Annotated in this window: 35 protein-coding genes and 1 pseudogene; 2 read left to right on the top strand and 34 right to left on the bottom strand. The window is 36.5% G+C overall.

From position 1 onward, the window contains the following. The 23 genes from V1L66_RS10780 to V1L66_RS10670 all read right to left on the bottom strand — a co-directional run bounded on the left by V1L66_RS10780 (position 1) and on the right by V1L66_RS10670 (position 16,915). Positions 1-699: a LysM peptidoglycan-binding domain-containing protein gene (locus tag V1L66_RS10780; protein WP_036075127.1), complete on the bottom strand. Its 699-nt coding sequence runs from the start codon at positions 697-699 to the stop codon at positions 1-3. Then, positions 696-3,197, bottom strand: a complete 2,502-nt coding sequence (locus tag V1L66_RS10775) for a tape measure protein (RefSeq protein ID WP_036075124.1) — start codon at positions 3,195-3,197, stop codon at positions 696-698. Before V1L66_RS10775 ends, V1L66_RS10780 begins: the two co-directional genes overlap by 4 nt. 68 nt (positions 3,198-3,265) lie before the next feature. Continuing rightward, positions 3,266-3,628, bottom strand: a complete 363-nt coding sequence (locus tag V1L66_RS10770) for a hypothetical protein (protein WP_036075121.1) — start codon at positions 3,626-3,628, stop codon at positions 3,266-3,268. Positions 3,629-3,872: 244 nt separating this feature from the next. Continuing rightward, positions 3,873-4,274 carry a phage tail assembly chaperone gene (locus V1L66_RS10765; protein ID WP_036075119.1) on the bottom strand — a complete coding sequence of 134 codons (402 nt, stop codon included), beginning with the start codon at positions 4,272-4,274 and terminating at the stop codon, positions 3,873-3,875. Positions 4,275-4,288: 14 nt separating this feature from the next. Continuing rightward, entirely contained in the window at positions 4,289-4,756 is a 468-nt protein-coding gene (locus V1L66_RS10760) for a phage tail tube protein (RefSeq protein WP_036075118.1), read from the bottom strand. A gap of 17 nt (positions 4,757-4,773) precedes the next feature. Next, entirely contained in the window at positions 4,774-6,069 is a 1,296-nt protein-coding gene (locus V1L66_RS10755; protein ID WP_036075117.1) for a phage tail sheath subtilisin-like domain-containing protein, read from the bottom strand. Beyond that, positions 6,069-6,272 carry a hypothetical protein gene (locus V1L66_RS10750; protein WP_036075116.1) on the bottom strand — a complete coding sequence of 68 codons (204 nt, stop codon included), beginning with the start codon at positions 6,270-6,272 and terminating at the stop codon, positions 6,069-6,071. The genes V1L66_RS10755 and V1L66_RS10750 overlap by 1 nt, the downstream gene beginning before the upstream one ends. Further along, positions 6,220-6,678 carry a DUF6838 family protein gene (locus V1L66_RS10745; protein ID WP_052125288.1) on the bottom strand — a complete coding sequence of 153 codons (459 nt, stop codon included), beginning with the start codon at positions 6,676-6,678 and terminating at the stop codon, positions 6,220-6,222. The genes V1L66_RS10750 and V1L66_RS10745 overlap by 53 nt, the downstream gene beginning before the upstream one ends. Further along, the gene (locus V1L66_RS10740) at positions 6,671-7,069 is read right to left on the bottom strand and encodes an HK97 gp10 family phage protein (RefSeq protein ID WP_036075115.1); all 399 of its coding nucleotides are present in this window, start codon (positions 7,067-7,069) and stop codon (positions 6,671-6,673) included. The genes V1L66_RS10745 and V1L66_RS10740 overlap by 8 nt, the downstream gene beginning before the upstream one ends. After that, positions 7,069-7,461, bottom strand: a complete 393-nt coding sequence (locus V1L66_RS10735) for a hypothetical protein (RefSeq protein WP_036075114.1) — start codon at positions 7,459-7,461, stop codon at positions 7,069-7,071. Before V1L66_RS10735 ends, V1L66_RS10740 begins: the two co-directional genes overlap by 1 nt. A gap of 1 nt (position 7,462) precedes the next feature. Continuing rightward, positions 7,463-7,807, bottom strand: a complete 345-nt coding sequence (locus V1L66_RS10730; protein ID WP_036075113.1) for a hypothetical protein — start codon at positions 7,805-7,807, stop codon at positions 7,463-7,465. 11 nt (positions 7,808-7,818) lie between these two features. Beyond that, positions 7,819-7,998, bottom strand: a complete 180-nt coding sequence (locus V1L66_RS10725) for a hypothetical protein (RefSeq protein ID WP_036075112.1) — start codon at positions 7,996-7,998, stop codon at positions 7,819-7,821. A 13-nt stretch (positions 7,999-8,011) separates the two neighbouring features. Continuing rightward, positions 8,012-9,037 carry a major capsid protein gene (locus V1L66_RS10720; RefSeq protein ID WP_333004206.1) on the bottom strand — a complete coding sequence of 342 codons (1,026 nt, stop codon included), beginning with the start codon at positions 9,035-9,037 and terminating at the stop codon, positions 8,012-8,014. A gap of 30 nt (positions 9,038-9,067) precedes the next feature. Then, positions 9,068-9,376 (bottom strand): hypothetical protein, encoded by a 309-nt coding sequence (locus tag V1L66_RS10715; protein ID WP_036075109.1) that lies wholly within the window; start codon positions 9,374-9,376, stop codon positions 9,068-9,070. A gap of 15 nt (positions 9,377-9,391) precedes the next feature. Beyond that, positions 9,392-9,979, bottom strand: coding sequence for a phage scaffolding protein (locus V1L66_RS10710; RefSeq protein WP_036075108.1), 588 nt, complete (start codon positions 9,977-9,979; stop codon positions 9,392-9,394). A gap of 98 nt (positions 9,980-10,077) precedes the next feature. Continuing rightward, a complete protein-coding gene (locus V1L66_RS10705; RefSeq protein ID WP_036075144.1) occupies positions 10,078-11,091 on the bottom strand; it encodes a minor capsid protein in 1,014 nt (337 codons plus the stop codon). Beyond that, positions 11,084-12,526: a phage portal protein gene (locus V1L66_RS10700; protein ID WP_333004205.1), complete on the bottom strand. Its 1,443-nt coding sequence runs from the start codon at positions 12,524-12,526 to the stop codon at positions 11,084-11,086. Before V1L66_RS10700 ends, V1L66_RS10705 begins: the two co-directional genes overlap by 8 nt. Before the next feature lie 9 nt (positions 12,527-12,535). Beyond that, positions 12,536-13,810 (bottom strand): PBSX family phage terminase large subunit, encoded by a 1,275-nt coding sequence (locus V1L66_RS10695; protein ID WP_333004204.1) that lies wholly within the window; start codon positions 13,808-13,810, stop codon positions 12,536-12,538. Beyond that, complete coding sequence (locus V1L66_RS10690; RefSeq protein WP_333004202.1) at positions 13,803-13,937, bottom strand: hypothetical protein; 135 nt, start codon at positions 13,935-13,937, stop codon at positions 13,803-13,805. The genes V1L66_RS10695 and V1L66_RS10690 overlap by 8 nt, the downstream gene beginning before the upstream one ends. Positions 13,938-13,992: 55 nt before the next feature. After that, positions 13,993-14,610 carry a phage terminase small subunit gene (gene terS, locus V1L66_RS10685; protein ID WP_333004200.1) on the bottom strand — a complete coding sequence of 206 codons (618 nt, stop codon included), beginning with the start codon at positions 14,608-14,610 and terminating at the stop codon, positions 13,993-13,995. 108 nt (positions 14,611-14,718) lie between these two features. After that, on the bottom strand, positions 14,719-15,576 hold the full coding sequence (locus tag V1L66_RS10680) for a DUF456 domain-containing protein (protein WP_333004197.1): 858 nt from the start codon (positions 15,574-15,576) through the stop codon (positions 14,719-14,721). Between the two features lie 145 nt (positions 15,577-15,721). Next, a complete protein-coding gene (locus V1L66_RS10675; RefSeq protein ID WP_333004195.1) occupies positions 15,722-16,300 on the bottom strand; it encodes a hypothetical protein in 579 nt (192 codons plus the stop codon). A 162-nt stretch (positions 16,301-16,462) separates the two neighbouring features. Beyond that, entirely contained in the window at positions 16,463-16,915 is a 453-nt protein-coding gene (locus V1L66_RS10670) for a hypothetical protein (RefSeq protein WP_333004193.1), read from the bottom strand. A gap of 274 nt (positions 16,916-17,189) precedes the next feature. Between V1L66_RS10670 and V1L66_RS10665 the strand changes: the two genes are divergently transcribed. Next, a complete protein-coding gene (locus V1L66_RS10665; RefSeq protein ID WP_333004192.1) occupies positions 17,190-17,450 on the top strand; it encodes a hypothetical protein in 261 nt (86 codons plus the stop codon). Between the two features lie 101 nt (positions 17,451-17,551). Here the strand turns inward: V1L66_RS10665 and V1L66_RS10660 are convergent, their stop codons facing one another. From V1L66_RS10660 to V1L66_RS10650, 3 genes are all read right to left on the bottom strand, one after another. After that, entirely contained in the window at positions 17,552-18,118 is a 567-nt protein-coding gene (locus V1L66_RS10660; RefSeq protein ID WP_333004190.1) for a sigma factor-like helix-turn-helix DNA-binding protein, read from the bottom strand. Between the two features lie 49 nt (positions 18,119-18,167). After that, positions 18,168-18,344 carry a DUF3954 domain-containing protein gene (locus tag V1L66_RS10655; protein ID WP_333004189.1) on the bottom strand — a complete coding sequence of 59 codons (177 nt, stop codon included), beginning with the start codon at positions 18,342-18,344 and terminating at the stop codon, positions 18,168-18,170. Positions 18,345-18,441: 97 nt separating this feature from the next. Further along, complete coding sequence (locus V1L66_RS10650; protein WP_333004187.1) at positions 18,442-18,720, bottom strand: hypothetical protein; 279 nt, start codon at positions 18,718-18,720, stop codon at positions 18,442-18,444. Positions 18,721-18,953: 233 nt separating this feature from the next. Between V1L66_RS10650 and V1L66_RS10645 the strand changes: the two genes are divergently transcribed. Further along, complete coding sequence (locus V1L66_RS10645) at positions 18,954-19,181, top strand: hypothetical protein (RefSeq protein ID WP_333004185.1); 228 nt, start codon at positions 18,954-18,956, stop codon at positions 19,179-19,181. A gap of 352 nt (positions 19,182-19,533) precedes the next feature. Here V1L66_RS10645 and V1L66_RS10640 read toward each other — a convergent pair whose 3' ends face one another. From V1L66_RS10640 to V1L66_RS10605, 8 genes and pseudogenes are all read right to left on the bottom strand, one after another. Next, a complete protein-coding gene (locus V1L66_RS10640; protein WP_333004184.1) occupies positions 19,534-19,965 on the bottom strand; it encodes an ASCH domain-containing protein in 432 nt (143 codons plus the stop codon). Then, a complete protein-coding gene (locus tag V1L66_RS10635; protein WP_333004183.1) occupies positions 19,946-20,233 on the bottom strand; it encodes a hypothetical protein in 288 nt (95 codons plus the stop codon). The genes V1L66_RS10640 and V1L66_RS10635 overlap by 20 nt, the downstream gene beginning before the upstream one ends. A 19-nt stretch (positions 20,234-20,252) precedes the next feature. Further along, on the bottom strand, positions 20,253-20,462 hold the full coding sequence (locus V1L66_RS10630; RefSeq protein WP_016993154.1) for a hypothetical protein: 210 nt from the start codon (positions 20,460-20,462) through the stop codon (positions 20,253-20,255). Between the two features lie 11 nt (positions 20,463-20,473). Beyond that, a complete protein-coding gene (locus V1L66_RS10625; protein ID WP_333004182.1) occupies positions 20,474-21,217 on the bottom strand; it encodes a hypothetical protein in 744 nt (247 codons plus the stop codon). 2 nt (positions 21,218-21,219) lie between these two features. Next, positions 21,220-21,390, bottom strand: a pseudogene (locus tag V1L66_RS10620) (hypothetical protein); the annotation flags it as partial. Positions 21,391-21,404: 14 nt separating this feature from the next. Then, entirely contained in the window at positions 21,405-21,701 is a 297-nt protein-coding gene (locus V1L66_RS10615) for a hypothetical protein (protein WP_036075073.1), read from the bottom strand. Between the two features lie 367 nt (positions 21,702-22,068). Beyond that, positions 22,069-22,374: a hypothetical protein gene (locus V1L66_RS10610; RefSeq protein ID WP_333004181.1), complete on the bottom strand. Its 306-nt coding sequence runs from the start codon at positions 22,372-22,374 to the stop codon at positions 22,069-22,071. Positions 22,375-22,588: 214 nt separating this feature from the next. Then, positions 22,589-22,750 (bottom strand): hypothetical protein, encoded by a 162-nt coding sequence (locus tag V1L66_RS10605; RefSeq protein WP_016993149.1) that lies wholly within the window; start codon positions 22,748-22,750, stop codon positions 22,589-22,591. Positions 22,751-22,846 lie beyond the last annotated feature (96 nt).

Genomic DNA, 22,846 nt, shown 5'->3' with positions numbered 1-22,846 from the left:
TCATTTCTTAGCTGTCCACTCAGGCGGTATTTTTACTTTTAGACCTATAGGTAATTTCCTTAACTCACTGTCCTTTATTCCATTCAACGATTGTAGCGCCTTGTAGTTTGCTCCATTCCCTGTATACTTTTGAGCAATCTTCCAAAGCGAATCCCCTTTTACTAAACTATAAGTCTGTGGAACAGGTTTAGGATTATCTCGCGGAGCTTCCTTTTTAGCCACTGTTACTGCCTGTTTAGTGGCCGCTCCCTTTTTAGCAGCATTCTTTTTTACTACTTCCATCTTTTTAAAACCAAACGGCACATGTTTTTTAAAAGAAATCGTGTAATCTACATCTTCTGTGCCAAATTGATCCTTTGGTTCAAAGCTTTCAATTGTCACCAATTCATTAACGGAAAAGGAACCACCAACATAAATAAAGCGGATAACCGTTTCTGCGGCCATCCACTTGTTTATCTGGTCTATATATATCTGAGGCTCTTTGAATTGAGTTTCTGCATAGTGTGTATCATCAGCAGGGAAAAATGATGAGAATGCAAACTCTGTTAGTTTCATTGGTTTAGGTACATTAACAGTTCCCTTTTTAGCGATGGAAAATTCTTCACCATCGGCGGTATTTTTAAAAGGGAGTTCAGGCGGATTTACAGGTATACGAAAGCCCTCGGTATCATTTTTAGCACTAAGATAGATGCCTATCATGTATATACCCCCTCAACTGAACGATCTTGCTCATCTTTTAACCACTTAACAATTTGTTTGATTAGTTCCTGCAAGTCCACATCCTTATGAATATCACCTGAAAATTCAATTTTAGGATCACTTTTAATATGCTGTACTATGGTTTTGTTATTGTTGGTAATTGGTGAAGCGGAAACATTTTCACGGATGTCTTTTGACACTGCAACGTCATCTCTTGACGGAGAGGTTAATGTTTGGGATACGAGATCATTAATTTCCGTTGTATTGCCGCCTACCCTAGACAAATCACCAAATTTATTAAGCATCTTCTCCATTTTGCTACCTGTGGTATCCTCAAACTTATTATGGACCTGTAAGTTTGGTGTTAAAGATACAATGTTATTAATCGCCTTACCCTCTGCTATATCTTTAAATATCTCAAGATATTCGTCTGCAAGGTTTATTTTGTCCTCAATCTTTTTGACCTTATCAAGCTTACCACCTTTTAATTTTCCTTTGTCTGGATCTCCTGCTGCACCTAATCCAGATTCAGAAGGAGCGGTTTTTACAACGTCGTCCATTAAGCTTGCTTTATCAAGAAAAGGATTTTCTTTATTTTTATCATTTTTACCTAATCCAGCTAAACTTTTTGCCTTATCAACTAAGCCACTCACTTTATCAGCAGCGCTCATCATACCGTCATATGCCCATTCGTTTGCTTTATTAAAAGTATCTGGGATACTAAAGAGCTTGGTCTTAGACAAACTAACTACGTTTTTATCACTGGTTGGAGCTTTAATATTTGCAGCAAAGTTCTGCCAATGCTTTGTAATAACATTTGATTTACCAGTCTGTAACTCACCTATTTTACCGAAATTAACACCAGGTATTTTATTAACTAAGGTGATTAATCCATTTACAGCCTTGATAGCAATGTTAACGCCTGCAACAAAGGCATTTCCTAACGCTGTTGCAGCACTATCAAAACTCCCTGTCATAGCTGACATATTTTCGACTACCATCATAACCAAATCATAAAATAATTTTTTTACTGCATAAACGGGATCAATAAATAAATTAATAAAGAATTCGGCAAAAATTGTTAAGAAATTTGCTATATTTATAAATTGATTAAGGATATAGGCTCCTAATGCTGCGAAAATGCCTGCTACAAACCCAACTACCGTGGCAGTCTCTTCACCCCACATAACCATGGCCATTACTACTAAGGCAATTACTGTAATGATGGCAATAAGTACCCACGTTATTGGATTTGAAAGAAATGCAGCATTTACAACCCATTGTGCCGCTGCCCAAGCAAGAGTGGCTACTCTAATTAAACCTAATATTGCATATTTAGTTGCTAGTATTGCTACTATTGATCCTATAATCGTTCCTAAAATAACTAAAATAGGTACCACCAAACTAGCATTATCATACATAAACTGGCCTATAGCCCCAATCATGTTATACAATGCCTCAAGAATCGAGAATACAAATGATAGCCCTGATACAAAAAGATTAATAAACACCATTGCATGCCCTGCTAAAGTTCCGAAAGCATTGGAATTTACAAATTGTCTAAAACGTACGAATAACGGCTCGAAAGCTCGCTGTGCCCAGTTATTCAAGACTGTCATAGCATCAGCAAATGTCAGTGGCATTTTATTGAATTTGTCTTCAATTTCCGTAGCTGCTGCAAATAAAGATTTTTTAATAATATCAGCAGTAATTTCACCATCTGACGACATATCCTTCAAGCCTTCCATTCCAACACCTGTAGCATCAGCAATCGCTTGGCCTAGGAGCGGAGCATTTTCCATTATTGAACGAAATTCATCGCCCTGTAGTCGCCCTGAAGCCATCGCTTGTGTCAATTGGTACATACCTGCTTGTTTCTCTTGTGTCCCCGCTCCTGATACGCTAAATGATTTATTCATAAGCTCTGTAAAACGTAAAGCTTCATCATTGCTTGCAAAAGCATCTTTAGCTAATAGATTTAACTTAGCAACACTTGACGCTGTATCGTTATATGAACTTAAACTTCGTTGAGATGCCCTATAAATCTTGTCTTGCAACTCCTTCTGGGTCTGCAATCCGTCGTTAATATTAGCTAAACGGGCATTAGTATTTGAATAATTATCAGATGCTTGTGTAAATTTACTAAACCCGTTAGTAATGCCTTGAATAGATAGGTACGCAGTTGTAAAACCCAATAGATTAGTTAACAACATACGTACGCTACTGGTGGCCGAATTCGCACTATCTCGGACTCCATTTAGACTATCTCTTAATCTATTTCCTGAAGTTTGCCCCTCGCTACCTGCCAACCTAGCACTTGATCTTAAACGCTCAAAAGAAGCACTTGCACTTTCTATGTCTCGCCGAGCTCTCTGCAAACTGCGCATATCACTAGCTCTATTAGATGCTGTGTGCATTTGTTCCATTGCCCTAATGGTACTATTCATTGCTTTCATCATTTTTTGAAGAGTGCCAGTCATTTTATCTGTTAATGACATTGTTGTGCGTACAGACAGTTTAATCGTCCTCCTCTCTAGCCAAAATAAAAAGCACTCAATAAGAGTGCTTAAAACATTTTTTGCATCAATAACTTATAAATTTTTTCATTAACTTCAATCAAACTTTTCTTGCCATCTTTGAACTCAATAACCAATGTATGTGTACCTTTATTTTTTGCAGATAAGCCTGCTAAGAGTCCGACAGGTCCTAATAATGCTCCGCCAACTAATCCCCGAGTCACGCCGCTTACTGCACTTTTTCTATGTTCTTCCGTAATTAATTCATAAGATTCAACAGTTTCTTTATTTAAAGGAAATTTTTTAGTAAATCCTGTGAATAAAAAAACCTCTTCTTTACTGAAGAACCCCTGTTGGCCAATCATTATGTTTTTTCCTTCATAATCTCCTGCAAGCACCTTATTTTGAGCCATGTGTATCCCTCCTCATACACAAATATACATAACTTGGAGGGATTTCACTATACAGTATTGGCATAAATATACTATTTCTTTGCCGCTTCTGCTTCTTTTTCCAGCTCTATATCCAAGCTCGCAATGATAAATGCCCTTTCCTTACGATCCATATTCAAAAAGCTATTGGGCAGTATATTGAACCGATGAAGCGCAACGTGTGCATAGAAAGCTAGTCCGTCACGCTCATCCTCACTGCCCTGTATTAGTTTTTTGCTTCTTCTATTTCATCTTCTAAAGCATGATCTAAACCACTAATCTCTGATACTTTTTCAGAAATTTGAGATGCTTCTCCAACCCAGAACATTGCACCAAACAATTGCTCAGCACCTTTAACTCCATATGATTTTTGTAACTCTGTATCGTTTAAATCCGGATAAATAATCGAAGCAACACTAATACCCCGGTTATAAGCGACTGGATCAAACACACGCTCTTGGCGCCCTTTTCTACCAGGCTTATTTTTAAAGCAACGGTCATTAATTAAATCGGACTCCGCAGATGTTAAAGGACGTAATTTAATTGATTCTGTAAATCTTTCTAATTTCAGTTCTACTGGATCTGCTTGACGTACATTTTCTTTCATAAAAGCTTTAAAATTACTCATTTATAAGTTCCTCCTTATTGGATAACACTGAATTGGTTTAAGATTTCAAAATCGTCAAATGTAAATGGGAATTCGTCTTTTAATGTATCGGCGCTGTCTGCATCAAGCATTGTTAGTAAAGTTTTGTCAGGCACTATGTTTCGAATATCTACTGTTTGTTTGCCAGCAGCACTCGTAATATCAGCATTGACGATTGTTGCATCAAACATTGGAGACTTACCTGACCGTAAATATTCTGAAGCCATTGATCGGATTTCTGGTCGATGATAGTAAATAGTCGTTTCTCCAACACCCTTAGCTCCAACAATCTTTGAACCCTCCATACGCGCATTTAGGCGTTTTACTTCCACTTTGTTGTATTCTACTTCTGCTTTAAATTTTAGAATTTCAGCAAATTCGAATGTTTGTCCATCAATATTAATAAACACCAAGCCTTCACGTGAGGACATGGCGTCTTTTGTTTGCATAACATTTGCTGTCATTGAGTCTTACCTCCTTCTTATTTGCACTCGACACGCATATATAATTTTTCCATTGCATCAATGAACTTGACACCTAAGACTGCGAACACAGCGTCTTTTTCATCACCTGGTTCAATCACAATATCTTCTGGCAAGTACGGATCAATTACACCTAGTCTTACATAAGGATCAAGAACAGTTTTCATAAGTTGTTTCTTAAATAAATCACGGCCATTTGAATCATTATTCACTTTACCAATGAAGTATTTACGGAAAATATGTCGAGCGTTGTTCTCGATAATCGACATGCCACGATCAATCTTCCCCTTCCGAAAATCCTGATTTTTTTTCGGTGTGAATGAACGGAATGTGTTAATATCTTGCTCCACCACAACCTCATCATTATTGAATGAATAAACAATATGGCCGTCTTTTAATGCTTGAATAATCTCATCATTGGTCATCGCTTCTGCCTCAATCGCCCCAGGGTATGTTGCATAGGTAAGCGATCCTACTGTAGAAGCGGCAAATGCTGCAGCAAACCAATATACAGCATCTTTTGCTGTTAGCACTTCTCCACCATCCAAAGTGACGCCATTTTTAATAGATACGGTACTCTCATGGTCTGCTACATTGTAATTGTTCGTTACAAAAGTTACCCTCTTTCCAACCTGTTCACGAAACTCTTTTGATTTTAAAGACAATAAAGCTTTTGTAGTATTGTCATCAGTTCCGTAAGCAACAACCTTAAAATTTAATGTATCTAATGCAGAAGCAAACTCTGATATAGATTCGTTTGTAGCTGCTACTGTAGTTCCACCAACCAACGTCAATGTGGCATCTCCTGTTGGTAAAGATCCGCTGAACACTACATAATCATTTGATTTTAATTCTCCGAAAGTGGACACCTTTTGAGAGTCAACTTGAATAGCATCAAAATATGTTTTTACTGTTGTAGAGCCATCTAACCCTACTGTTGCAGTAACATGAATCTTGTTACCGTCTGTACCTCCATGTTTCGCAGTCACAGTAAAACTTTCGGCAGTTGCCTTTGCTTTCTCACCTAATCCATTTAAGTTGTAAAGAAAGATGTTACTTGTAGCTTTAAATGCCTCACGAACTGGTAAAATAGCATCTAGTGATTTACCAAATAAAGCCCGAAATTTAGTGTTAGAAGAAAGTTTAATAAACTTCCCAACTTCTCCCCAATCGAACATTACAGGTATTACTAGAGCGCCATTTGAATCTAGCCCCATCGTATTTAAGCTATTAGTTTCAAAATTGATATACGCATCCGGTCGTACTTTATTTTGTGTTTCCCACATACCACCCATTAAGCTCCAACCCCTTTCTTTTTCCACTCATCGACCAATTTATCAGCTTCATTTTTCGTATAGGTTTTACCATCTTCAAGCACTACCTCATACTCTAAACGAGCTTTTGTGGAAGAAGCGGACTCTAAAAAAGCAACCTTAGAGAACTTTTTATTCTCCGGCTGCTTCTTCGTGTTTGTTTTGTTTGTCGTCTCTTGTGTCAAAATCAACGCCCTCCAATGTTCTCATTTTCACTTCTTCTAATATGTCGTGTAGACAAGCTTTGACTTGATATTTAATTACAAGCGTTTCATCTACTATTTCACCATCAATTTCATGTACGTGAAACCTGTCAGCGAGGTATTTAAAGTTGTTATGCACGACTTCTAATACATTTAGGCATTCCTCGTCTATATCGTCTGTAGAAGGGAAATAAACCATGCTAAACGAATAGGTACGATTTGCTTGATACTTCATTCCTCGCTCTTGATGCACATTAAAAATACGTACTAAAAAAGCAGGTACTTTCAAGCCCTGCTTAATCGGTTTATCATAAACTTTCATTGATGGGAAAAGAGTACGTATTTGCATAATAGCAAGCGTCTTAATTCCCTCTGTTACATTACTCACCTAAGATACGCCTCCACTCCTTCTCAACTTCACGTTCCCACATCCGGGGTGCCAGTCTCTCCATTTCTTGTTCTGTCAGTTCTAACATAAACTGACCGTCAACAAAGCCTACTGTACGGCCTGCTATTACTATACGGTGGCCTTTCTCAACAAACAACGCATATTCTACATTGTTATAAATGACTATTTTATAAGTATCGCCTTGCTTTAAAATGTGATACTTCCAATTGTTCCGTAAATCTCCTGTATCAACTGGGGTGAGCATTTTAACCTTACGGATGGCTAATTGCGCAACTCTTTCAGCTACTTTCTTATGGATTTTACCCGAAGCAATAGTCAGTTCTTTCATCTTTTCTGCGAGTTGCTTTACTTCATCAAACTCAAAGGCCATTAAGCATATACCTTCTTTGTTAGTAATACTTCTTGATGGGTTACATATAAAAAAGGCTTTTTAGCGGATGTAAACTCCTCTGTAATAATTAGTATTTCACCATCAAAGAGCTGTACTGTTATTTCGTCGCCTGCTAAAATATCAACTTCTGATGTAAGAAATAACTTAGCATCATAAGTAATCTGATTTGCATCATCTTGTGCTGTATTGTTTAACGTCTGCATACCTACTGTCGATAATCGACAAGGGATTTTTTCGTGTTTAGTGACCCATTTCTGGGACGTTGAACCGTTTGGTTTTTCATATTCTTCATACCGCTTCACAATAGCCTCACGATCATATAAAAGTTCAACTGACTTCGTTGCTGTAGCCAATAACTTTCGGATGTTCATACTACCACCTCAATTTACGGAAGCGGTTAAGTTGAGATGTATAGTTAGCTAGAATAATCATTGTGGACTGCTCACTTGCTGTCGTGGTAGTCCCAAACTCCACACTCACATCTCCTTCTTTAACCGATTTCGCTACCATAGAATTTGAAGGTTCTTTAGCCTTTATTTCTTGCGTCAAAATGTCTATTACCATATTTGTATGAACAAATCTCAATTCGTTGGGTATGTCCTCACGGTTACAATAAGTTTTAATAGTTTGCGATACTTGTTCAACTTTGAAAAGTAATTCTTCATCAGGAACTTGTTCAATTGGTATTTTACTTCTTACCATGTTGAATACATTCAAGATCATACCTCCTATTCATTAGGCGTGGTTTTTGTACTTCGTTTTTTAGGTGGCTCAATTTCACCTAAAATTTCAAAACTCGAGTGATTTGCATGTTCATTAAGCACCTCAAACTCATCCCCAACATTGTACTTCTCATTGTTGTAACGTACTGGGAAGCTGCCCTTTTTTACTCTAACTAAAGTTTTCAATTCGAGTCCTCCCTTATGCAATCGGTTGTGCTTGGAATACTTCATCTGCGACTGGGAAAGACGGAATAGCAGTCGCTACAGCTTTGGTCCAGGTACTCACTGGATCTACATTTTCTTCATAGACCATAGCTAAAACATTCCCGATCATATTCGTTTCAATTGATGGGTCACGTGTTAAACGTAATTCCTCAGCGGTTGGACCAAATAAAGTTTCACCTAATGAACCGTCAGGGAACATTACAAAGCAATTTTCTGGGAAATAACGATGTTGTGTATACTTTCCATTCTTTTCTTGCTTACGATATTTTGCATCATATACCGCGATAGTTGGTAACTCTAATTGAGTTAAAAATGCATTTAGATCATTACGTGAAGCAACACGACCAGAATCCTTTCCGAAAAGTGCAGAAATTACTTTTGGATGTGATAAAAGTGTTCCTAAGACTTTTGTTGATGTTAAAGCACGTGAAGGACGGGTAGCTAAGTTACTAACCCAGCGTTGCATATCAGCTATTGGGTCAGAATTGTCTTTATCTGTCCATAACGATGTGCCTGATAAAGTCTCTTGGTTTTCAGTAGGAACACCATAGTTAATAACAGCATCTAAACCATTTTCATCTAAAGTTACTGTTCCTTTCGCTAATACTTCCATTCGCATTGCTTCTACACGTGCGTTTACCCCTGCAACCAATACATCAATATCGTTATAGACATTTTGCATTAAGTATTGTTTCTCAGCTTCGTCTCGTGGTTTTTCAAGTGCAATGATCTCTTTTTCCGTCAATTGCATTTTACGTTTAATTAATGCCGCTTCAAGAGCCTTTTTGCTAGCCTCACGGGAACCAATCTCCGCCTCAGTATCAAAAGCATGAACAGAAGCGATTACAGGTGTACGGCCTGCACCTTTAATAGAATCAAATTCTAATGTTGTTTTTTTGGTTTCTGGGAATAACGTTGCTCCTAATAAAGCGGGATACTCACGGTTTTGTAAGTAATTTAAAACTTCACGTTGATTAAATAATTCTAATACGTTTGGCATTGTTTATATCCTCTTTTCTGAATGTATTTTTTATCGATATTTAATCTCTTGCATAGCTGCTTTTGCTTCTGGTGTAGGAGCGGTTGGTAAACGTTCTGCAATAACATAGCCCTCAACAATAAGTGAACCTGCTTGCGAACCATTTGTTACATCCACATCGTGCAACAAGATACCTTTTGCAGTTGCATCATTTGCAGGGTAAACAGTGCCAGCGGGAACGATTTTTCGTCCATTCTCATCTGCCGTTACACCTGTTTGTTCCACTTGCGTTGTAAATGCTTGAAATCGTGAACTTGCTAAGAAATTAACTTGACTAACGTTTTGTTTTTTTGCGTACATATTAATTCTCCTTTCTTAATCCCAAGGTGTTTTTTCTGTGCTTTTTGATTGTTCATTGGCTTGTTGTGCAAATTGAGCACCTATAGAAATAGGTTTGTCACTCGATCTACCTTCACCTGGTTTAGTTCCCTTAGGTAGCGTTCTTTCCTCGGTTTCAGGCACAAATAAAAACGACTTCGATTCTTTTAAAGTCGTTAATTGTTCGTCAAGGCCACCTTTTACATTGCCTTGTTCATCTAATTCAATTTTTGATTTATCAAGTAAGCTTGATACAATATCTAAATCTTGTACCTTACCAGTTAGGGCAAGTTTAACCGCACTTGTTAAGCGCGTTTCCGCAAGCTCTGCCTCATATTGGTCTTTAGCTGTTTTATTATCGTCTTGCAATTGTTGAATTTGTTGTAATAAAGCCTCGTTGCCTGCTGCTTTCGGTTTCAATTCCTCTAAATCTATTTCGTACTTTGTGATGATGTTCTTAGCTGTGTTAAGCTCTTGGATTTTATCATCCAATCGACTTTTGGGAACCATTTGACCAAAACCATCTAAAACCGATTGTGCCTGTTCCTCTGATAAACCTAATGCTATTAATTGATCTTTATTCATGTCTATTTTCCTCCTAATTCGTTTTTTACGTGCAACGACACGTTAGGTATTAGACACTTGCTCTTTAACGTCTACAAGCGCAAAAAAAGACGATAAACTTATAGGACGTACTTCGTTTCCCATTCTTTATAGTTCATTTTCTTAATCCTACCGTTAGCAGAATTTCGTGTTTCATAAGCCATATACTCAGCTTCATCAAAAAATGGAATCGTCGTAGTTCTGCATCGCGCATGAAATGGAGGTGCATTAGTACCTGGCTTGTAATCCTTCACAAAGTAAATATTCATATCCTGCTCTTGGCAAATTTCAGATGTGCGATTGTCCAAAGTAGCAAGGATTTGATAACGTTCCAGATCCGCTTCAATGTATGAGTTATTAGCGGCAATGTTATGAAAGAAGTTAGCTTCTGTTCTTACCAGTGCCTCTGCTCTACTTAATACCACGTCAGTAGCTTTGCTGATTGCCCTTGATGTTTTACTAAGGGAGCGGCCTTGCATAAAAGCCTTTTCTAACTCCTTTCTAATCGTAACCATAGTTGCCGCTTCATGGCCCCAAATGCGCTTTGAAAACTCCTTACCTGACCAGTTATAGGTGAGTACTTCTTTCATAACGCTATCCGTTAACCTAGTGACAGGCTGATAAACAGCAGTGAATGTGGCAATGTCATATAAACCTTTATAATAAGAGTTTTCGTATACTTCTGTTAAACCTGTATACGTATAAGCCTGTAACCCTTTCGCACCACCATATAACTCAAGCATTTGCAATTGAATCTGTAAATGGAGCATCTCTAATCTAGAGATACGGGCACGATAGCCAATTGCCTCTAATATACGATCGTATTCTGGATTCCCTGACACGGAAAGTGTTTTGTATTGCTGCAATGTAATATTACGAAAATCTTTTAACTCTTTGGCCGTTAAATACTTCTTAGCCTCTGCATAGGAAATCTTATTATCAATAGCATAACGAGAATAAAACACCTCAATCTGCTGTATGATGTTCACTTGTGCCATGCGTAGCTGTTCTTCCATACGAGCAAGGTACTTACTGGCAATAAGCTGTGATTCCAATTCACGTTGTGCAGAACGATTTTCCCAATACTTACTCATTGTCAGTCACTTCCGATTGAGACTGGCGCTGTTTCTCCAAAGCCTCTTGGTACTCATCTATCTCTTTCTGCTCTTCTTCTTTTTGTTTGGCTAACCTGTCTTCAACTTCTGGCGTGTACCATGGATGATTTTCACGGTTTGTTTGATTATCAATAATCCCTACTGACTTCTCACACATTTCAACCGCTTCTACTTCATTAATAATAATGTCACGATTAAAAACAAATTTTACTCTTTCTTCAGTAAAATCACCTTCTCCAATCATTTGCAAATAATGTGTAATGAACCACATCATGTGCTCAATACTCGACTGCATTTCACTTTCTAAAATGTTGCAATCCATATCTAAATCACTGTAGCGGAATTTAAGTGCCACCCCTGATGCATTGCCCAAATTTTCATGTAATGTATCAACACCACGGCCAAGCTCATAAATAGTTCTACGTGTACGTTCAAGTTCTTTTTCATTAGCTTCAGTTTGAATCTCAGCCGATAATTTATCAACATCACCATTTTCATCTGTTTTGACCGCACGATAGACATTAAGATCGTGGAGAAACCCTTTTAAATCGACCCCACCATAGTTAATGAGTTTATAGATATTAGGAATATCCGCAAGCACATCTGCATTTGTCGAAGCATGTGTATTGTAATTGTCGACGAGTGATTTAATTAGCTCAATCAAAGGCTGCTCTTCTTCGTTATACCTGAAATGAATAAGGGGTATCTTTTCCCATAACACCGGTTGATCACCTAATAAAAAGTGATAGCCTTGTTTTCCTCCCGCTGGAACATCTGGGATGAGTGTCGAACCTTCAAATACGTAGTGATCAATCCCATCACTATGATAATGTTCAACCTTTTTCAACGTCTTTTTGGTCGTACCTTCATAATGATTGTTTTCGTATACTCTTAAGAAAGACTCAATTTTCATATTTTCAGAGTCAGCATAAAACGATATGATCTGCTCGGATGGGAAACGCATAAAGCTAAGCTCCCCAACTTCATTAAAGTAAGGATACAAGTAAGCAACACCTTTGTTAATTGCCTCTTTTCCTACTTTACGCAAGCGGTTAATCATGCCAGCATCAAATATGTCATCTAACTTTTTCTGATAACCTTCATTTTCACTAGTGACTGAAGGTTGCTTCGACAGAACATAGCCAATCTTTTGATCAACAAGTTTCTTCACGTAGCCATGTATCAGCTTTAAGTTGGACTTCCACTCTGCATCCCGCTTCTTTTCTTCAATGTCCATCTTATTTTTGTAATACCTGTCACCTGTTAACATGAGCTTCCGCTTCGGAGAATCCTCCCAATCCTTTATCTCATTAAGCAGCACTTTTTCATTTTTAATAACGCTTTCCACCATTCGTTTTATCACCTCCTCCATCTGTTCATGCCAACGTGGTCTATATAAATCCTCAATTAGCATTTAATCACCTCACTTTAGAACGGATAAACTACCTTTTTTAAATACGACTGTGTTAACAAAATATCTATCACTATCCATCTGGTGATCATTATGTTTTACTGGCTTATCCTCTCCACGATCTGCCGCTTTTTCATCCCAAATGTAAGACGAAAACTCACGAAAGGTTTCTTTACAGCAATCGTTATACTTGATTAAACCATTAATAAGCGCATTGCCAACATTTCTAATACCTTCTAACACATCATTTTTCGCCTTTATCACACGTATACCATTCTGTTTTAGAAGTGTGATAAACGAAGAAGCGGACGGGTCAACAATAACACCTTGGAAGTTTTGAATACTCTCAATGAAGTCTAATAAGTCTTTATAATACTCTTGGTCCGTCTTTTGTTTACTCCTCTTACGGCCGTCATAATGATATTCTTTAACCTTGTACCAAACTGCATCAAAAAAGCCCCACAGACCGAATGTTGTAGGGTTCTGAGTGCCGTAGTCGACACTGACATAGTATTTCGTATAGTTACGTGGTATCGTCTCGACTGCATGCAATTTCTTATCAAACATGTCGTAGATAACGCCCTCTGCCAGCACCCATAAACCAAGGATGAAACGTTTATAAAACACACCTTTATACATGCGCTTGTACCGGTCTTTAATACGCTGTGATAACGAAAGGTTATCATCCATCGTAAAGTGCAGATGTAGCATGTTCTTATCTTCTAGTTGATCTAAGTACTCTAATTTGAACCAATGGTAAGGACCAGCTGGGTTACAGTTAAACCAAAACTTAGCTCCATCAACAGAACATCGAGCAGTTGCTTGGTTAACAAATGATTGAGGCATAAGGGCTACTTCGTCAAAGAACATTCCAGCGAGTGTAATCCCTTGGATAAGATCCTGTGACGCCTCATCTCTTCCACCGAAAATATAAAAATAGTTCACCTTGCCATTTCGAGTGACAGTGAACATATTTTCTGAACGATATTCTTTTACTTTATAACCACGGGACTGCAGCATCCGCTTCAAAGGTTTGAAAACGTTACGCCTGAACGAACCGATTGTTTTACCGGCCATACCAAGGTTTTCATCATCAAACGTTTCCATTGCCCACATAACGAACGATAGAGACATAACGATTGTTTTCCCAGCACGAACAGAACCATCACAAATAAGGCCATTTTTATCCTTGTGAGGGGAATCAGATTGCCACCATTTGAGTACTTTGAGTTGTTTCTTGCTAAACGGCTTGAATTTGAATAGAGCGGGTTTCTTCCGTTTACTCATCCCAATCCACTTCCGTTCCCTTCAGCGCCTCTAGGAAGCCATCATCTTCGAACTCATCTTCGTAATCACCATTTTCTTTACGAATAGCGATTTCCGATAGTACGATGTCTGCTTTTGTTTTCTCCATGTTAAGCTGCATCTGTTCCAGTTTGATCCTGCGTTCATCATCATAATCCGCCATCTCAACAAATTGACGAAGAACGCAACTCCCCAATTGCTCTCGATTGAGCAGTGAGTAGTTGCGCCTGTCGTTCCCATGCAAATTGGAATTCATATTCTTCTTCAGTTACAGCCTGCTCTACGCCTCCACCATCCTCCTTAGAACGTGGATAGTATTCGTATTTTGCTTTTTTGAGTTCCTTTATGATTTCGTCTTTTGATTCAACATGCGTAATTCGTTGAACCCTTATGATTGCAGCATACTGTATCTGTATTTGGTCCCAGATTAAATCGGCTGGAGAACGTTCATTCATCGCTTCCATGATTTCAAGTGTTTCCTCTGGGAGAAACTTTGAGAAGAAGCCATGAGTAACAGCGTTCTGATTTTGCTTAGGTGCACCATGCCCCTTTGCATTATTGTTACCTGCAGGAGCACCTCTACTTCGTTTAGTAACGTTACCATTGGATTTAGTAACGTTACCTTTCAATTGGTCGTCCCATTTATCTTGGTTCTTCCACTTTCTAATCTGTGAATCGGATAATTCTAACTGCTCAGCAATATCCTTTAGGAGCATTTGCCCTTTGCTTTCAAGCCACATTTGAAAAGCTTCGTCACGCTTCGGATTTCTTGGTCTAGCCATATCTCATACACCACCACCTCCATCATCATTTGTTTGTTTTGTAATCACCCCTGTATGCTAGTTGCTTTGTAAAATAAAAAACTTCCATAACGGAAGTTTAAAAGATAATTATTTCAAGTGCTCTAATAATGCAACTAGATTATTAGAATATAATTCTAATAAATTATTAAAATCATTATCCTTATTGTCATCATAATTATTCAAAATTTCTTCAAATTCATCGTTAAAATTATTAGAATTCACAAAATTATACATTTCACTAATATTTCTTTCTTGTTTCTTTTTAAATTCCAGTACCTCATCAATACCTACATTCAAATGAAGTATTCTCACGTTTAACTCTGCTAGTTTCTCAAAAATATTAGTTTTAATTTGAGTTTCTTCACGCTTAAGTCTATCTACCTCTTCCATTCTCTCAAAGATTTTAGGTTCCATTCTCTTTATTATTCCTTGTGGATCTCCTTGCCCCATATACATAGTTTTTAAATGTATCATTCCATCGTAGTCTTTTCTAGCATGACTAATAGATAACAACAGATTCACTCGATGAGTTATTATGCCTCTTAATTCAATTAAAAGTTCAATTATTTTTTCATTTTGTCCAATTAAAAATGAAAAATAATACCTTTCTCTCTCTTTTTTATCATTAAGGTCTGCTGCCATTTGAACATCATTTTTTTGTTGTTCTAATAACTCCTTATGTTGTTTGTTTTGATTACTTATTAAAAGGTGAGTTGTCACAATTACTGCAAACATACCCACTATTCCACCTAAAAAACTTCCCCAAAAACTTATCCAACTACCAGCTAAACTACTATCATTATTCCCTACGCTACTTATGACCCAATTATTCACTATATATGGAATGACAAATAAAATAGCTAAAAGTACTCCAAATGATATGATTGATGAAAATATTAATACTTTAAAATAGGATATTTTTTTCTTCTCTTGTATTGATTCCAATTTATAATCTCTCCTCCCACTCCATAATAAAGTAAAAGGTATGTACAAAACCTCAATAACTTTTTGCTCTCAAAAGTAAGTACCAACGAAACAAAGGGGAGGAACTGCTCAATACTCACTTGTCAAGGCAAAATAAAAACACCCATCAAGAGTGTCTAATTGTATTTTTTATTTTTTCTAAATTCACATCTGCTATTGAAAGTTGTCTACGATATCTCATTAATTCTTCCATTATTTGTTGATCAGTTATTCCAGGAAGTGCCTTTATAATAGTTTTATAAATATTTTCAGCATTGTATTCAACGCTTTTTACTTCTCGATAGATTAATATATCTATTTTCACTGCTTCTTCTTTCATGACTAACGTAGTTTCTGTAAGTTCTTTTGAAAACTGTGCAATCTCATCAATATTTGTATCCCAATCACAAGGCAGTGACTTTATCCTACTGCTCACTTCATTTATTTTCGATAGTAATTCAGTGAAAATATAATTAGCAATGAGATGTTTTTTATGGTTATCAGTCCTTTTATTTTCCTGAATCGTTTGTTTAACACCAATTAATGTAATACCACCTGATATAGCTCCACCTATTAATGCACCAATGAATCCCCAATCAAGTTTAAACCCGAAGTATTTAATTGCTACTTCTATAACGATATATCCAGATGTTACTAAAAACACAATTAGTATTAATACTGTTGTATATAGAAAAAATTTATGCATTTTCAACCCTCCCAAACAATCATAAACTAGGAGATGAAATATATGTAATAACTTTTTGCTCTCAAAACCACACCAAACTCGGCCCTCTAATCACAAAGTGTTTGGCTGTTTGATACAGTTTTCAAAAGAAAAAGCCACTGATTTATAATCAGCAGCATTTTACTATATCTTTTTTTCATTTTCTTTTAAATATATCAATATTCTAATTAAATCATGCAATCTACTTGCCTTTTTACCAAAAAACATTTCATGGTTAAATGCGAATGTAATTATACCAAATAATGCTATTAGAATAAAAAAAATCATAATCATCCCAATACCGAAATCTATTTCGAACTCTGACGACAATGATATTAAGATTGCATATGTGCCAATAAAGACTGCCATTACAACACTTAACCCCGTCCAAAATGCAGAATTAATTCTGCTATTCTTATTAATATCTAAGGTTATTGTTTTTTCCATTTCCTTCAATTCTTCTATACTTACCTTTTTTAAGATATTACGTGAAAACCATTCTATAGTACATCTATCGTAGAAATCTATTTTCATCAAATCTCTAAAGTAAGAATGTAATTCATTGATTTTAAAGATAGATAAATTGTTATTTTCCATGTTTTTACCTCCTAAACAATCATAAACTGAAGGTGAAAAAAATGGTACAATTTTCTATAACAAAAATTAGTAAAATATAAATACCAAGGAAGGAAAACTTTACTGTGCCGCTCTGCCTTCAATTTTACATTCTATATCGCATAAAATGATACGTTTTGACATTTATAACACCTATACTTCTAATCTCCAAACTCTAATCATAACTCTCCATTTACTTACATATTTTCATAAAATCTGATAAATTATTCTAAAATACATGTAAGAGGTGATTTAATTGCTAACTGAAAAGAAAACATGTCGAGATGAATTATTAATAGCTGTTCGTGAATTTATTAAAGATACAGGAAAAAATGAATTCTCTATAAACGAAATCGTTACTTTTATGAACAATCAAGGAACAATGTTTAAAAAAGGTACGATCAGAAATCACATTAAATATAGATGCTGTGCCAATGCTAAACAACGCTACCACGCAACCAATTATGATGATTTAATAATGTTAGAAAACGGTTTGTATTCTTTGAATACTAAATAAAGTAAAGCAACCTGAAGGTCATTTCATCATATCAATATCTTGTTCTCTCACGTAGAGAAAAATTTATTTCTATCACTATATAGGCATTTGTACGACAAACTTTATACTGCAAATAAAAAAAGTTTTTCTTTTCTAATGTTATTTGCAATTTTGGATTCTGCACGTTTCACATAATTTTGCACGGTACCACGATTTACCCCTAGTATTTTGGCCGCTTTACCGAAAGTCATGTGCTCGGCTCGTATCATAATAAATGCAGTACGTTCATTTTTCGTTAAACCGGCCAAAGCTTTATTAGCTATATTTTTAACATTAAACATTCTCTCAATTTCTTTAACAGCCGAATTGTCGGAACTATAATCAATTACTTCTGCAAGCATGTCAGAGGACTTTTTGTCGCTATCGACATACATAATTAAGTCTTGCATTAAGTGATGGTCCATAACATAAACATCTGTACGTGTAGCGGCTCTATGTTCTGCTGGCTCATAGCCTGTTTCCATCCACTTAATAGCCTCCAACATATCCCGCTCCATACCTGGACATCCACCAGCTGCCTTTAACTCCTTTAGCGATTGTTTGTATTCATCGATTAAATCTGGAAAGTACATGGCCATCTTCCTTTCTATTCTATGTAAAAATAAAAAGGACACTAATAGTGCTGACATAATTGCCAATCCTATTAGTGTCCATCGGTTTTTCCGTAAGGACGATTATTTAGTTTTTTATACGAATACGTTCCGCTCGCTCCACGTCAAGCACTTGTCCATTGTGCCAAAAGATTGTATCTTGCCCAAATGGTTTGGGTTTTAGTGGTGTAATTATACCGTCTTGAACGATATATACACCGTTTACAGATGTGTTGATTTTTTCGGTAGGTATCTGTTTTGTCATAGTTTTGCCCCCTATGATATAATTAATCATCTGACTGAACTTAAAGGGCAGGAACCAATTCAAGCTGTAGCGTGTGTCGACGCTGCGGCTTTTTTTACTATTTAAAGTGTCTCAGTTGCGGAAACTTCTTTCCAGTCCTATACTCGTAATATTTTCTAGCGGCATTCTGATAAACTCCATTTAATTCATTCATTTCATTTTGAACCCTTAACAAAAGTTCATAGGTTAATTGATCATCTTTTACAATATCATCTAAATCAACTTTCAAATCTCGTTCGACTTTACTAGCTTTCGCAACCCTAGATTGAACTGCCTTAGTTTTGCTAGTAATTGATGTTTGTTGGGTTAAAAAATTTTCAAATCCTGTAATATTCATATAAATCCCTCCTATAATAAAATTATCATAAAAGAGTGTAGCTGGATCATAGTTTTAGATAATCATAGGTGAGCTAACAAATGAATAATGCGTTTACTCAGTTGGTTGAAGAGTATGGCAACACTGTGGCTTTTTTATTTAACAACTCAAATATTTACTATTTATGGAATTTATGTTTTTTGATAGAATCTCTATAGGTTAAAAACAAATACATAAATATTGGAGTTGATTTTATGGCACACGAAGTTATTAAAATGGCATCTGGAAGTATAGAAACAGGTTCAACTGACTTAAAAATCTCCATCGAAGGTGATTCTAAAATCCCTTTTTGGAATCACGATTTAAAGGTAAAAGCTATATTAGCACTCTTAGATTCTATTGATGTTAAGCACTACCATGAAGATGGTCTTATCAAGGAAGCCAATGAGTCATATGAGCAAATTATTGAATATGCAAAGTAAGCATTCGGTCAAGATTTATTTGACTTTGACTAATATGATTGGTCCTCTTTGAATAGAGAACCTTTTGTATTATTTCCTCAAATTGTGCAGTAATTTTAAAATTAATATCAAAAATTGTTATTTTGAGAAGCATATTGTATAATCCTATTAACAAATTTCTAGGGGGTAAATAAATGGCATATTTAGCTTTGATTTGGGCGTCTTTAACTTTCATCTTAGGTTTCTATAATGAATCTAAAATCAAGAAATTAGAAAAACGTATTGAAGAGCTTGAAAAAAATAAACTCAATTAAATCTTTTTACATACATAAATTCAGATGAGAAATCACATCTTTTTACTGCACATTTTCTTTCACTTGCTCCCATCATCCCAATTCCACAAGCTCAATTGTCCTTTAGCTGGCACTGGCTTAAGTAAAACTTGCACTGTATTCAGCTCCCATGCATAACGACCATCCATAAAATCACCGAAGTAAAGTTCGTCACCCTCTAATTTTTTTCCGAATTCCATGCCTGCAGCACTTAACTCGTTCGGTATTAAATGGCATTCAACTAATTCTGCAGTAGCAATGACAACTCCAAGTGGTAAATCTTCATTTTTAATTCCATGTCTTTGAAGCGCTCTCTTAATTGGCGGATATTCACAATATTCCTTATCCATTGTTTTACCAGCGTGGATAGCAATTGGACCTCGATATTTCGTCTGCCAGCTACGTGTCTCGAACCGCTTCTCACCTAAAGCAATAAGAGTAGCCCAAGGTTGTTTAATTGTGATTGCTTTCATTTGTATTCTCCTCTAATTCGTCTTTGTAGACCAAAAGACGTGCGGGTTTGTAACCATCGAAATGACTAGTTAGCATATCCACTCTCCGATTTTGGGTATATCCACCTTTGGAAAGTTTCTCTGTTATCTTACACCATTGTGGTCCAATGACAGCAAGTACCCCTTCGTCTACAACTTGTAGTGTGGCATTTGAAATAATTCGTACATGCTCCCACCTTTTTAGATATTTTCGTGTCAATTCTTCCTCTGTAAAGTCGATTACTTTCATGGGCACTAATCTAAGTAATCTACAAATGAACTTTTACTTCGGGACCAAACATGGGTATTAAATTCACCTGATCTGCAGCCATTAACAAAATTAATGATCCCTTTGGTAGATTTCGCTCTGATTTACTTCCTTCAAATTGGACAACTGGTGCAGAACTTGCTTGTAAAAACCATGGGCGTTCTAGTTCTTGCTTTCGTAATTCATCACGAAAACTTAATTGCTCATTCATTTTAGTCCCTCCTAAAATAAGCTCAACTGCTCATATTTTTGCTTCTTGACAGGTAATTTCACTATTTCAGATATTTCGCACTCAATTTTTGTCGTTTGGTTCACCTTTTCCTGCTTATCGTTCACCATAACAGCTTCCAGTACGGGTCTAGATCCAACTTTTCTAATAGCCTGTAGTTCATCTCCTATTAAAAGCACGCTACTTATGTCCTTCCTATCTACAAGCTCATTTCTCTTAATTGATATGCAACCATAAAAATCCTCAATCACCGTTGCCTGCTCTCCATTTTCATAATGTTTATGCCTGATAAGTGATGCGTCTATAATTTCTACAATGTCACCCACCTCAAATATGGTAGCTGTGTCTTTTACTGATTTTTCAGGATTTACAATACGCTCAAAACATTCTGTACGTTTATATGCGCCGATTGGAGGACCATCTGGACGATGCTTAAAAAACACACTGTAGTAACCATCTGCTCGTGGCTCCGTAATGATGTATTCCTCGTCAATTCGATAAAAATGTGAGGGTGGCTTCACTACACGGGCCAAATATTTATTAAGTACTTGCATCGGAGTATCAATTGAAACATCCACTAACTCAAAGTGATTCTTTTGGTAGGTTCCAAAGTGAGATCCGGGTCTAAGGAAACGGCTAGCACAATATGCATGACCGCCATGTGGGAAAAGATAGTAAAGTTCACCTTTTGTAAGATTAGTAGAACCACTAGTATCAACACATTTTCCCTGTAACATCCTCACCACCTACTTTCGATAAATGGCAACAAGTAGTGCAATGTATAGCCATACATCGATACAGCTTCGCTTGCATGTTCTTCAAATGTTTCAAGCGGGATCGATTTGCGCCCACCACTTTTAGCTGTATGCCAAGCTGCTTGAAGCGGTGGAAATGGTAAGCGATAGTATTTATCTAACTCGCTACCTAAAAGCCTTGGAAGCCTCTTACTTGTTGCCTTAAATCATCCATAAAAATAAGACAACCATTCCATGTGCGATTAGTTACCTCACATGACACAGTTGCCTTTGTTTCAATTCTTATCATCCTCATTGATGATCCAATAACTCCATTTTTTACGAAATACATTCTGTCACCAATGTTTAGTTTTTTAGGTTGCCTGGATAGTTGCCAGAATTGTTCGTATCCACCTTGTTCATAAACAAAAGTTTCTTTATCATCATTTACATATTCACTCTTAGGAATCGTTACTACGATGTCCAATGGCATCACCCCATTATGCTAATAGCTTGAAAAGGCCTGTACTTTTTAGGACAGACCCAAATATTATTCTTCTGATTCAGTTTCATACTCCTCTGGTCCTCAGAACAAGAAAAGCATTTGTTACCATTCATAGCAATTGATTATAAAATTCACCACATTCAACACAACGTACTTCTTCTAGAATAGACATACAATCACCTCCACCCCTATCTTAGTAGATGTGGTAAAGTTTTTGCTCTCAAAAGCAAGTACCGACGAATCAAAGGGGAGGAAACTGCTCGATACTCACTTTTCAAAGCAAAAGAAAAAGCCTTCCTTAGATGGCTTCATGAATTTTGATTCTTTTTTCTTTATCTATAAACACCGATCAACCAAAAGCAGTCCAAGCTATAAACAATCCAAATGTCACGCTAGTACTTACGATAATCGGTACAAAAAGAAGACCTACATATTTTAATCTCTTATCCCCTACATTCTTACGAAAACCTAATAAACCTAACATAAAGCTCATAATAAAACAAAGTATCCCCGTAGCAAAAAATACATAAAAAAGCGTTAACTGCATAACGGAATAGTCTTCCATTCCTCTTTGTATCGCGCTGAAACCTGAAGTGATAAAAGATAGTATACCGATAACTCCAAGAATTATTGAATACATAGAAAACTTATTCATAAGAACACTCCTTCAGTATTAGTAGTAAGAACGAAATTACAATTTCATAAACCCCTTACACACTATAATAATCAGGAAGAGAATAATTTGGAACCATATACTACAAATTCCACTCTCAAAAACCACACCAAACTCTGCCCTCTCAACTCATAGCGTTTTGGCTGTTTGATGCCGTTTTCAAAGCAAAATAAAAAACACCTCGATAAGAGATGCTTTAAGGGGGCAAGTCGTCAGTAGCTTCTTCAAATCTTAATACAACACCCTCATTTTTCACTTTTTCTAGTTCTTCAATATAGTCTTTTTTACGTTCATCGAGTCTGGAATCTAGGGAGTCTTGAAAGGCTGGAAATAGATTGTCATCTACTGGTTTACCCAAATAATCACCTCAAATTCTCAAATTTTTACTCATTATAGAATATATTAATATTTTCTGACAATTCATTTAGATACATTTGATTATTAGGGCTGACAA

Source organism: Lysinibacillus sp. IITD104 (assembly GCF_036698265.2).
Classification (GTDB): Bacteria; Bacillota; Bacilli; order Bacillales_A; family Planococcaceae; genus Lysinibacillus; species Lysinibacillus boronitolerans.
The sequence above is the reverse complement of the archived record's forward strand: the minus strand, read 5'-3'. Positions and strand labels throughout refer to the sequence as shown.